Below are 11,107 nucleotides of genomic sequence, written 5' to 3' on the forward strand. Positions count from 1 at the left end.
AGCGGCCACCGAGTGCGGGGTCGGCTGATGCCCGCTCACCGGCAGGGCTGACGCGGCGCTTGTCTTTGGCTCACCGGGAGGCGGGGCGGGGTCGACGCTCGCCAGTCGGCGAAGCGGACGCGTCGCTCGCCGGGCTGCTCTTCAGGGGGCTCGCCGGATGGATGGGCAGGGCGACGCGGAAGGCCGCCCCGGCGCCGGGCGTGGTCCGCAGTTCCACCCGCCCGCCGTGGGCGGCGACGATCGACCGGACGATGGCCAGCCCCAGGCCCGCCCCTCCCGCGCCGCCGCGGCTGCGTGACCCGTCCACGCGGTAGAAGCGGTCGAAGACCCGCTCCGCCTCCTCCGGCGGCAGCCCCGGCCCCTCGTCGGCGATCACCAGGACGCCCTCGGCGCCGCCCGTACCGGAGTCGCCCGTGCTGGAATCGCCCGTGCTGGAGTGGACCGTGCCGACGCCGATCCGGACCGGGGTGCCCGGCGGCGTGTGGGCGACGGCGTTGCCCACCAGGTTGGAGACCACCTGCCGCAGCCGCGCCTCGTCGCCGCGCACCGGCGCGGCCCCGGCCGGTCCCCCGTCGGGTCCGGTCAGCGTGACCGTACGGCCGGGGTCGAGCGCGCGGAGGTCGTGGAGCGCGTCGGCGGCGAGCGTCCGCAGGTCCATCGGCGCGAGGTCCATCGGCAGGGCGTCATCGCCCTCGTCGAGGCGGGCCAGCAGGAGCAGGTCCTCCACGAGCCGGACCAGGCGCACCGCCTCGCTCTCGATCCGGCCGAGGGTGTGGTCGACGTCGGGCAGGCCGCCCATCCGGTGCAGCTCCGCGAACCCCTTGATCCCGAAGAGCGGCGTGCGCAACTCGTGGCTCGCGTCCGCGACGAACCGGCGCATCCGGGCCTGCGACCGCTCCCGCCCGGCGAACGCCGCCTCCAGCTGGGCGAGCATCGTGTTGAGCGCGGCGGCCAGCCGCCCGATCTCGGTGTGCGGGGCGGCCGGGACGGGCACCCGCTTGGACAGGTCGCCCGCGGCGATCGCCGCCGCCGTCCGCTCTATCGCGCGCAGCGGCCGCAGCCCCCGGCGTACGGCGAACCAGCCGATGACGGCGAGCGATGTCAGGAGGGCGGCGGCGGTCGCGGCGCAGACGAGCGTCAGGCGGCCGACGGTCGACCTGACCCCGCCGAGCGACGCGGCCACGACGACCGTCCCCCCACCAATCGTGCCGCTTTCAGTCGTGGCCGCTTGGGCCGCGCTCCCTGCCGGTTCGTCAGGCGTCTGGCCGGATGCCACGGGCCGAGGTGGCGTCGAGCCGGGCGCGGCCAGCGGGACGGCGACGACCCGCCACGCGGCGCCGTGGTCGTCCCTGGCGTCGAAGGGCCGCCCGCCCAGCCGGCGGACCGCCGCGGCGTCGAGCCGGGGGAGCTCCGGACCGCGCCCCCGCAGCCAGGGGCCGCCCTCCTGCTCGACGGTCCCGTCCGCCCGCAGATACGCCAGATACACCTGGTCGATCAGGTCCATGCCGGGCAGGGCGCTCAGCGGCACCCGGTTCTGCCCGGGGAGCGGGGCGGTCACCATCAGGGCGGGGACCCGCGACAACAGCGTCGCCATCGGCCCCAGCTGAAGGTCCACCCGTTCGATGAGATGGGCCCTGAGCGTGGCGACGGCGACCGCGCCGCTGACCGTCAGGCCCGCCGCGAGCAGCGCCAGGGTGATCAGCAGGAGCCGTCCCCGCAGCGACAGGCTCCTGCCGCGTGGCGTCCGGCGGATCACGGGCGCGGCCCGCGCAGGACGTAGCCCACGCCGTGCATGGTGTGGATCAGCTTCGGCCCGGCTTTGTCGATCTTCCGCCGCACGTAGCTGACGTACGTGTCCACGATGCTGGTGTCGCCCGCGAAGTCGTACCGCCAGACGTGCTCCAGGATCTGCGCCTTGGAGACGACCCTCCCGGCGTTGACGATCAGGTAGTGCAGCAGGCGGAACTCGGTCGGCGACAGCCGTACGGGAACGCCCGCCCGCGTCACCTGGTGGCCGTCGGGATCGAGTTCGAGGTCGGCCACCCGCAGCGTACGGTCCTCCGGGGCCGCCCCGGCCCGCCTGAGCACGGCCTCGATCCGGGCGAGCAACTCCTCCAGGTCGAAGGGCTTGGTCACGTAGTCGTCGCCGCCCAGACGCAGGCCGTTGATCTTGTCCTGGGTCGTGTCCCGCGCGGTGAGGAACAGGACGGGCACCTGTCCCGGACGATCCCCGGACAGCGGGCGGGGACGGTCCCGGAGCCGCCGGATGACCTCGAACCCGTCCATGTCGGGCAGCATGACGTCGAGGAGGACGAGATCGGGAGGCTCGGCCCCCGCGGCCTCGAGAGCCTGCGACCCCGTCGCGGCGGAGGTCACCGTGTATCCCGCGAAGCGCAGCGTGGCCGCCAGCAGTTCCCGCACCACGGGCTCGTCGTCGACCACGAGCAGGCGCCGCCCGTCCACTCCCGGCCTCCCTTCGTCGGTCAGCGGCAGGATAGGTCCATCACCCCAGGATCACCTGACTTCAGTTCAGACATCCCGCGTCCGGAAGACGGCGGCGGCCGCGCACAGCAGCGCGAGCACGGTGGCGGCCAGCACCCCGATCCCCGCGAGCGGGGCCAGCCCGTCCGGCCCCGGATGGACCGCGAACACCCGCGCGCCCGCCGCACTCGGCCACCAGACGACGATCCATTCGGCGATCGCGTCCGGGAACAGGGCCGCCATGCCGGGCAGGATCAGCAGGAACGTCCCCAACGAGACGGCGCCCGCCGACCTGCGCAGCAGGAACCCGAGCGCCACGCCGTACAGTCCGACCAGTCCCGTGAACAGGCCCGCGCCCGCGACGGCCGCGAGCACGCCCGGATCGCCGAGGCCCGCGCTCGGCACGTTCCGCGCGGCCAGCGAGATCTGGCTCAGCGTGAACGACACCAGCGCCATCGGCGGCCCGGCGACAAGCGCGACCACCGCGACGACGGCGGCCTTGCCGCCGAGCAGCAGGCTCCGTCTGGGTACGGCGGCGACGCTGACCCGCATCGTCCCCGAGGCGTACTCCGACGTCACGGCGAGCACGCCGACCGCGCTCACGAGCACCCCCGCGAGCACGAGAGCGCGAAAGCCCGTCTCGGTGGGGTCGAAGGCCGCCTGGTCCGCCGCCGACCCGGCCAGATACTGGCGGGCGGAGGACAGCCCGAAGAGATAGCCGTACGCCGCGGTCGTCACCAGGGCGCCGGCCAGGCACCCGAGCGTCGCCCGGATGCTGCGGAACTTCCCCCACTCCGAACGCAGGATGTCGTACGCGGTCATCGGGCGGCTCCGCTGGTGGTCATGGACGCGGTGGTGGTCGCGGCTCCGGCTTCCGATTCGGAGCGGGCCGCGGGCCGGGCGGCGGCCGAGGCGAAATCGGCGCTGTCGCCGGTGAGTTCGAGGTACGGCTCCTCAAGGGAGGCCCGCCGTGGCGTCAGCTCGTGCAGGACGACGCCGTGCGCGCCGGCGACGTCGCCGACCGCGGCGCTGGACATCCCCGTCACCAGCAACTCGTCCCCGGCGCCATGCCGTACGGTCGCGCCGGCCTCTTCGAGCAGCGTGGCGAGCCGTCGCGCGCCCGGCGTGCGCACGACGACCGTCTCCCGGGCCGCGGACCGTACGAACGCGTCGAGACCGGTGTCCGCGAGCAGCCGCCCGCGGCCGACGACGACCAGGTGATCAGCGGTGAGCGCCATCTCGCTCATCAGGTGACTGGAGAGCAGGATGGTCCGGCCCTCGGCGGCCAGATCGCGCGTCAGCCCGCGGATCCAGCGGATTCCTTCCGGGTCGAGGCCGTTGACGGGCTCGTCGAGCAGCACGACGCCGGGATCGCCGAGCAGCGCCGCCGCGATGCCGAGGCGCTGCTTCATGCCGAGGGAGAACCCGGCCGGGCGGCGCCCCGCGACGTCGGCCAGCCCCACCAGCCCGAGCACCTCCTCGACCCTGCCCCGGCCGATGCCGTTGCTGCGGGCCAGGGTCAGCAGGTGGTTCACGGCGCTCCGGTACGGATGCACGGCGTGCGCGTCGAGCAGCGCGCCCACCTCGCGCAGCGGCGTGGGCATGTCGGCGTAGCGCCGTCCGCCGATCGTGGCGCTTCCGCTCGTCGGCCTGTCGAGGCCGAGGACCATCCGCATCGTGCTCGTCTTGCCCGCGCCGTTCGGGCCGAGGAAGCCGGTGACGACCCCCGGCCGTACGTCGAAGCTCAGGCCGTCGACGGCCGTGACGTCGCCGTAGCGCTTGGTCAGTCCGCGTATCTCAATCATGTGCAGCAGGCTGGCCCACCCGTCTTCGCGTTCCGGGAGAGAGTCTGTGAGATCTCTGTGAGCGGTGCGTCGGTGGCCTGCGCCGCTGCCGCCGGCCGCCCGCTCGGGCCGGAGAACTCGCAGAATCATCACAGGACCTCCGGCCGTGCCGGGGAATGGAGCGGGAGCCGATAGGCTTACTTTCACGGTGGACGAGCCGGCCGGGCGGCCGCGTCAGGGCCTCGCGCCCTGCCGAGGAAGGTCCGGGCTCCACAGGGCAGGGTGGTCGGTAACGCCGACCCGGGGCGACCCGCGGGACAGTGCCACAGAAAACAGACCGCCCCTTCACGGGGGTAAGGGTGAAACGGTGGTGTAAGAGACCACCAGCGCCCACGGTGACGTGGGCGGCTCGGTAAACCCCACCTGGAGCAAGGTCAAGAAGGGACGTTCTCCGGAACGTCCCGCGCGCGACGTTCGAGGGCTGCCCGCCCGAGCCGCGCGGGTAGACCGCTTGAGGCCGCCGGCAACGGCGGTCCTAGATGGATGGCCGCCGGTCAGCCCCCGTGGCTGACCACAGAACCCGGCCTACAGGCCGACTCGTCCACCAGTCACCCTCTGAGGACCGGCATGCGCGATGCCGCCGTTGGGCAACGTGCCGATTGGGAGCCGCGGTCGTATGGCTATCCGAGGACGAGCGGGAGCCTCGTGGCCAGCTCGCCCAGTTCGGTCCTCTCCGCGTCCGTCGCGGCTCGCCGTCCGGTGCCGACCAGCAGCGCGTCCTTGTCTGAGAACGACGGGGGAAACGCGCTCCCCGCGATCTTCTCCAGCATCTCGCGAGACCGGGCAAGCCCCTCCGCGGGCGGTTCCGGCACGTCCGCCAAGTACGCGACCAGGTCGAGGTGGTGCAGCGTCCACTCCATGACGTACACGGACAGGTACGCGCCTACGGTGAGGACCTCGCCGCGGGTCCCGACCCGGAGGTCCGGGTCGGTGAGCTCAGCGGCGCGGCCCGCGGCGGAGCCGACATCGTCAAGGTGGAGCTTGAGCAGCCATGGCTCCTCGTACGCGGCGGCCAGCCGGACGACCAGCGCGTCGAGTGGATCATCACCGGTCGGCGGCGTCGCGGAGACCTCCCAGTAGGTCACCGCGTCGCGGGTCGGTTCCGTTTCCGCGGGGGTCGCCAGTGTGATCAGGACATCCTGCGCGTCGAGGACGAGATGGCACACCAGATCCCGCACGAGCCAGCCGGCGCAGCCCGACCGCTGGGCGAAGGCCTCATCCGGAAGCTGGGCGACCGCCCTGCGCAACTCCGTCCACGAACGCGCGAAGAGATCCACGTCGGTACGGTATTTCGGCGCCGCGCGGGCGGACAAGCGCATTCCTACGGTCGGTCCGCCCCGCGATCAAGATACCCGCGTACAAGACGAAGCGCCTCACCGCGACCCGACGAGGCACCTGTCCTCGTAAGCAGAAGGTCGGGCACAAGCAACGGATCGTCAGAAGCTGGACGGACCGCTGCCGGCTCGATCACTCTGATAAGCGGGTGACGTGAATGCCCACCTTGGCGGTGAACTCGGTGGTGAAGACGACCATAACGTCGTCAGTACCCAGGTGGTAGACATCGCCTGGTGGCCAGTCCGCGGGTCGGCCGGTGGCGATCCACACTGTTTCCCCGGGCGGGCAGGAGAGGAGACGGGGCGGTCAGTTCTCCGGGTCTGGGAGCAGGACGGAAGGGAGGGAGGTGTCGGGGTGCAGGCGTAGTAGTTGGTAGAGCATGCCGCCCACTCCCGGCATCAGACCTGGGCTGAAGGCGTCACGTGAAAGGCCACTCACCGGGCCGTGCTCGTCCATGCTGCCGATCATGTACGCGGCGAGGTACTCCGGAGTCAGCTCTTCGGGCCCGACACCCACATCGATCGCGAGGCGCACGATTTCCCAGGTGCCGAGGTCTCCGTGGCAGAGCGTGTGGTTCCAGCCGATGCCCCTCGACCAGGACGACGCGGCGGCCCGGCGCAGCACGTCCGCCCAGCGCGGGTCACCTTCGCGGGCCAGCCGGTCGGCCGCGACGAGGCCGATGCCGGCGGCTCCGTGACACCATGCGCTGGAGGTCACGCGATGGTCGTCCATTTCACGCAGGTCACGCCAGCCCTTCTCCGCCGGGTCGTACAGTGACTCCTCGTACAGAAAGGCCCTGTCTGCCAGTGCGCGGAAGTCCGCAGCGCCGGCCGTGGCACTGTCGGCGAGCCGGGCCAGCGCCCAGGCGATCCCGGTGGCGCCGTGTGAGACCCCGCCCAACCCTTGTGGGAAGGCGGTGCTGGGCCAGCGTGCTCCCCGGTCGTCGATGTGGGCCAGTGAGAGCAGGCGCTCCCCGATGCGGTCGGCCTGTGTGGACCACTGCTGGTCACCGGTCTGTTCCGACAGGCGGAGCAACGGCACGATGGCGCCTGCCATGCCGGTGAGCAGGTCGTACACCCCGTCGGCGGCCACCGCCTCGGGAACTTGCCCCGCCAGGGCGCCGGCCCGGGCGACCGCCTCCTCCGAGCCGACGGTGCCCAGCCTGCGCAGCAGCAGCCAGCTCCAGATCTGCGAGCCGATGCCGACGTAGCCGCCTGGGGTGGTGGGGCGGCGCCGCGGGCCGGTGCGGCGTGCCTCCGCGTCGCGCTCCTCGGCCAGCCTGATCGTATGGAGGAGATCGGCGAGCAGCTTGTCCAGCCCCGGCACCTCGTCGGCCCTGCCCTGCCCGGTCTCACTCACGTAGGCGGCCAGAGTGATGGCGACCCCGTACGCCCCGCCGTACACGTCGGGAGACAGCGACTGTACGAACCAGCCGTCGGAGGTGAGCACCGGCGCGGTCCAGGTGGCGGTGCCGTCGTCGCCCCGGACCGCCGTGTCAAGCATGCTGCGGGCGATCCCGGCCGCGATCCGGCGCCGGCGCCGCTCGAGGTCCTGGTGCCGGATGAGAGGCACGGCCATACGCTTGTTGGCAGGCATCCACCCTTCATTGAGGTAGGCGCTGACCAGAGCGGACCGGATCACCTCGCGGTCCAGGGCCGCGTCGCGGTCGCGCCAGCGCCGCAGCGCGTCCGCGATGAGGTCCTGCTCGTCTCCGTACGAGGTTCCGCCAGGGCCGTCCAGACGGCCGCGAGCAGGGGTTGTGGCGAAGAAGGGGATGTCGCCGACCAGCAACTCGGCCACCTCGGCGTCGATCACCTCGGGGTCCGACGGCGCGCCGGGCAGGTTCTCGGCATGCTGGGCCAGCAACCCCGCCGCCTTGCCCCTCGCGGTCGGCTCGTCGTGCAGTGAGGCCGGGTGCCACAACATGCGGGCCAGCTCGGCGTACGCCTCGGTGGCGCGGAGCACGACCCGGATCGGACGGTCGGCGAAGTCCGTGAGCAGCCCGGCGAGCTCACCCCGCCGATCCAGCATGTCGAGGTGCTCGGCCAGCTCGGTGAATCCGGACAGCACCAGGTCCCAGTAGTGGACGAGGATCGGATCGGGGCTCGGGTGGTTGCTCACCGCTCCCAGCTCGACCCGTTCCATTCCCAATCTCGCCATGTCCGTGCCCGCGTCGACGACGACCGGCATCTGTGTGTACGGCTGCTGGCCAGGCAGGCCTCCGACGGCGGACATGTCTACGCCGCGCCAGGCGAGCGAGACGCCGCGTCCGGGAAGGAGTCCGGTGCGCAGCACCGATCCGCTGAGCAGGTCGGTCGCCTGGTCGACGGCGTCGCCGTATCCGGACGGTTTGGCCGGGACGTGCGGGGTGAACAGCGTCTCGCAGTCGACGACGACGGGCTCGGGACCGGCCGCGATGAGGTTCTCCATGTGCAGGTCGCTGCCGCCGATCAGCCGCATCAGCGCCAGCCAGTGCCCGACACCGTGGTAGAAGGACCGCAGCTCCGTCTCGTCGGCGCAGTAGCGGTGCTGGATGTGCTCCGCCCAGCCGTACCCCTGGCGAATCAGCACGTCGGGTACCCGGATGCGGCTACCGGCGGGCAGCTGAGGTGCCAGGCGGTCGATCAGCCGCGCCAGCGCCTTGTCCACGGCGAGGGACCGGGGCTTGTAGACCACCTTGCCCTGCGAGCCGTGCAGGACGGCGACGCTGTGCCCTCCGCGATGGCTGTCTCCCTCCCCGAAGTCGACTCCGACCAGCTCGCCTCGGAGACCGCCGGGCAGTGTGGTGAGCGCCGTGCGATCGGCGGCGAACCTGCGGGCCAGTTCCACGGCCGCGGCGCACCTGTTGTCGGTGATCGTGCCGAGCCTGGACAGCATCGTGGGGTAGTGCTCGGTCAGGGACAGCCAGAACTCGGGCGTCGCGGCCGTCGCCTTCCACTCCTGCCACCGCAGCTGCGGCGTTTCGGCGGTCAGCCTTCCGCTGATCCTGGCGGCGTTGAGTTCCAGCAGCAGGACCCTGTTGACCTTGAGGCGGACGGTCTCCTCCAGCGCTTCGGCGGTTCTCTGGCATATCAGCCGGGCCTCCGCCTCCGTGAGGCCGGGGATCGATCCCAGCGTGGCGGACAGCCCGGCCAGCGCCGGTGCGGTCAAAAAGTCCAGCGACGGGTCGAAGTCCCCGGCCATCCGGATCATCCTTCCTTGGTCAGCAGCAGAAGCGGCTGCAGGTGCACGAGCTCGCCATCCGGGTGTCCAGGGCCGTCAGCGTGATCTCCGACTCGGCGTACTCGCCGATGAACAGCGGACCGGCCGGGCTGTCCCAGCCCTCGACGTCGGCTCCGCTGCGCCACGCGGAGACGATCTCCTCAGAGCGATCCAGTGTGAGAGGCATTGCTACTCCCTTCGTGACTGTGCGTCCCGATCCGCATTGACCGGGTAGGTGCGATCAGCAGCAGGCAATGGTGTGGGCGCCCGTGCACGAGCTCGGCCTTTGCGTGTCCAGGGCCGTCAGCGTGATCTCCGACTCGGCGTACTCGCCGATGAACAGCGGACCGGCCGGGCTGTCCCAGCCCTCGACGTCGGCTCCGCTGCGCCACGCGGAGACGATCTCCTCAGAGCGATCCAGAGTGACAGGCATTCTTACTCCCTCCATGGCCAGGCGTCCCGATCAGCGTTAGTCGGCCGATCGAAAAAATCAATACATAGCGAGCGAAATGTAGACTCGTCGGCATTAAGCAGAAATGGCGAAAGCTGCGGTTGACTGTGACGGAGCTTGCCTAGACGCCGACGGGATGTCCGGAACACGCGAGCGAGACCGGCCACCCTCCACACCATCCACCCACGCCCACCAATGGGACGACAGCGCACGTCAGGGGGGTTTCGTCCCGCAACGGGCCATGACCACCACCTCGGCGACGGCGCTTATGTGCGGGACGACCCAGCGAACCGCTTTGATACGGAAGGGGAGGCCGTGAGAAGGTTTCCGCTGTTCGGGAGCGCGGCAGGCGGCGGCGAACAGCCCCGGCCACGGGCGTCCGGCCACATTTCCCACCAATGTACCGGAGATTCTCCACATATTGCGGGCGGCAATTATCGCGATTTGTGAATACGGCCCTCCGGCGGCGCGCCGCCCCGGCCCGAGCGCCCCCTCCGGGCGCAGCACATGATCCACCGCTTGGGCGCTATGCGGCCCTTCACACATGGTTCGGGGCCTTGGTCGTGAGGTCGCCGCGCCTCCGGTGGTCTGGGCAGCAGCCCTGGCCGCGGTCGCCGCCTAAGGTCTCCTCCGCACGACTGGGGTGGGATACCGGCATGTTGCCGGTTGGGCTGAGCTTGCGGCCATTGTCGGGAGTCAGCTGGAGGACTTCGTAGATCTTCAGTAGGACATTGATCTCGGCGTCGGACAGGTCGTCGATTTGGGCTTCGGCAACGTCGCGCCCATTCGGATGGTGTATACCTACCGCTGGACTCCGCGGCGGGCCAGTACCTCGGCCAGTGTCGGGCCTGCCGCACGCGCACCGGACTGTAGTTGCTCGGCCTCTCGGTGCATCCGGTGCCAGTCGGACGGATCAGCGGTGGCACGGGCGGCGATGCGCCACCACGCGGACAGGAAGTCATCCAACGCCGCCAAGTTGACGACGGGCGCGTGGGTGATCTCTTCGAGTTCGGCGTCGAACGCGGCGACGTTGGCCGAGGGCAGGGCCGCGCGCACGGCGGTGAAGGTTCGCTCAATCTGCGGATGGGGATTGTCGTGCCGCTGGACGGTCATGACGACAGATCACCTCCTGCCCGGTCAACTTGTGCCATCTCAGCTCAACGAGCGGGCCGGACAGAACGTGGCACTCCCAGGATGCCTGTTCCACTTCCCTGGAAGTGGAACGTCTCCCCACGAGCCCCGCCGTCCCAGTGCAGGAGGGACGGCTCCCGGCTTGACCAGTCGCCCTGCTGGAACCTGGTGGTGACCCAGACGTCCTTCGTTCCCGAGGCGACCAGCGCTTCGAGCCGGAGCTTCACTGGCCCGGGTGCGGGGCGGGCACAGCTCTCTCGGGCAGCCGCACCTTCTCCGGGCCAGGTCCTTCCAGCGCTGGCCGCACGTGCTGACGCACCATGGTGGCCTGCCGATACCGGCAGCTGAGCGCGGGAAGATCACAGAATTAGTGCCAGAACCAGTTTTTCAGGATCCGCCGACACCTTCTACAAGGAGCAGACGGCCCGAGTGCTCAGTGGGTCCGCACCCGTCTTGACGAGCTCGGATATGACTACCATTCGTTGCTTGTCAGCCTGATCGAGAGGTCAGGGAAGAACCGAAGGGATAAAGCTGATGCCCCCCGCCACCGCTGACGACTACGCCTGGCAGAGCGATTGGGAGGATATATACACGGTCACGTTCGTCCGCGGCCACGATGAGCGGGAGACGCTGCGCAGGTTCGGAATCGCCCAGGCGGACATGT

9 protein-coding genes and 1 other RNA gene are annotated in these 11,107 nt (G+C 70.8%); 1 reads left to right on the top strand and 9 read right to left on the bottom strand.

Annotated elements, in window-relative coordinates; translation table 11 throughout:
* Positions 1 to 70: 70 nt before the first annotated feature.
* The 4 genes from Mam01_RS11030 to Mam01_RS11045 all read right to left on the bottom strand — a co-directional run bounded on the left by Mam01_RS11030 (position 71) and on the right by Mam01_RS11045 (position 4,286).
* Positions 71 to 1,756: a sensor histidine kinase gene (locus Mam01_RS11030; protein ID WP_204285252.1), complete on the bottom strand. Its 1,686-nt coding sequence runs from the start codon at positions 1,754 to 1,756 to the stop codon at positions 71 to 73.
* Positions 1,753 to 2,463 (bottom strand): response regulator transcription factor, encoded by a 711-nt coding sequence (locus Mam01_RS11035; protein ID WP_204285253.1) that lies wholly within the window; start codon positions 2,461 to 2,463, stop codon positions 1,753 to 1,755. Before Mam01_RS11035 ends, Mam01_RS11030 begins: the two co-directional genes overlap by 4 nt.
* 66 nt (positions 2,464 to 2,529) lie before the next feature.
* Complete coding sequence (locus Mam01_RS11040; protein ID WP_204285254.1) at positions 2,530 to 3,303, bottom strand: hypothetical protein; 774 nt, start codon at positions 3,301 to 3,303, stop codon at positions 2,530 to 2,532.
* Entirely contained in the window at positions 3,300 to 4,286 is a 987-nt protein-coding gene (locus Mam01_RS11045; protein WP_204285255.1) for an ATP-binding cassette domain-containing protein, read from the bottom strand. Before Mam01_RS11045 ends, Mam01_RS11040 begins: the two co-directional genes overlap by 4 nt.
* A 192-nt stretch (positions 4,287 to 4,478) precedes the next feature.
* Between Mam01_RS11045 and rnpB the strand changes: the two genes are divergently transcribed.
* An RNA gene (gene rnpB, locus Mam01_RS11050) (RNase P RNA component class A) lies at positions 4,479 to 4,869 on the top strand.
* 76 nt (positions 4,870 to 4,945) lie between these two features.
* Here the strand turns inward: rnpB and Mam01_RS11055 are convergent.
* The 5 genes from Mam01_RS11055 to Mam01_RS11075 form a co-directional block, all read right to left on the bottom strand.
* Positions 4,946 to 5,602 carry a maleylpyruvate isomerase N-terminal domain-containing protein gene (locus Mam01_RS11055; protein WP_204285256.1) on the bottom strand — a complete coding sequence of 219 codons (657 nt, stop codon included), beginning with the start codon at positions 5,600 to 5,602 and terminating at the stop codon, positions 4,946 to 4,948.
* A gap of 364 nt (positions 5,603 to 5,966) precedes the next feature.
* Positions 5,967 to 8,843 carry a type 2 lanthipeptide synthetase LanM family protein gene (locus Mam01_RS11060; RefSeq protein WP_204285257.1) on the bottom strand — a complete coding sequence of 959 codons (2,877 nt, stop codon included), beginning with the start codon at positions 8,841 to 8,843 and terminating at the stop codon, positions 5,967 to 5,969.
* Between the two features lie 19 nt (positions 8,844 to 8,862).
* On the bottom strand, positions 8,863 to 9,048 hold the full coding sequence (locus tag Mam01_RS11065; RefSeq protein WP_204285258.1) for a DUF6229 family protein: 186 nt from the start codon (positions 9,046 to 9,048) through the stop codon (positions 8,863 to 8,865).
* Positions 9,049 to 9,102: 54 nt separating this feature from the next.
* Entirely contained in the window at positions 9,103 to 9,294 is a 192-nt protein-coding gene (locus Mam01_RS11070) for a DUF6229 family protein (RefSeq protein ID WP_204285259.1), read from the bottom strand.
* 819 nt (positions 9,295 to 10,113) lie between these two features.
* Complete coding sequence (locus tag Mam01_RS11075) at positions 10,114 to 10,425, bottom strand: DUF6247 family protein (RefSeq protein ID WP_204285260.1); 312 nt, start codon at positions 10,423 to 10,425, stop codon at positions 10,114 to 10,116.
* Between the last annotated feature and the right edge of the window lie 682 nt (positions 10,426 to 11,107).

Origin of the sequence: Microbispora amethystogenes (assembly GCF_016863015.1) — a bacterium.
Classification (GTDB): domain Bacteria; phylum Actinomycetota; class Actinomycetes; order Streptosporangiales; family Streptosporangiaceae; genus Microbispora; species Microbispora amethystogenes.

Bases quoted from the DNA above. Each gene is read 5' to 3' on its own strand.
- Mam01_RS11040 (WP_204285254.1), bottom strand. From the start codon at position 3,303: ATGACCGCGTACGACATCCTGCGTTCGGAGTGGGGGAAGTTCCGCAGC.
- Mam01_RS11045 (WP_204285255.1), bottom strand. From the start codon at position 4,286: ATGATTGAGATACGCGGACTGACCAAGCGCTACGGCGACGTCACGGCC.
- Mam01_RS11060 (WP_204285257.1), bottom strand. From the start codon at position 8,843: ATGGCCGGGGACTTCGACCCGTCGCTGGACTTTTTGACCGCACCGGCG.
- Mam01_RS11065 (WP_204285258.1), bottom strand. From the start codon at position 9,048: ATGCCTCTCACACTGGATCGCTCTGAGGAGATCGTCTCCGCGTGGCGC.
- Mam01_RS11070 (WP_204285259.1), bottom strand. From the start codon at position 9,294: ATGCCTGTCACTCTGGATCGCTCTGAGGAGATCGTCTCCGCGTGGCGC.
- Mam01_RS11075 (WP_204285260.1), bottom strand. From the start codon at position 10,425: ATGACCGTCCAGCGGCACGACAATCCCCATCCGCAGATTGAGCGAACC.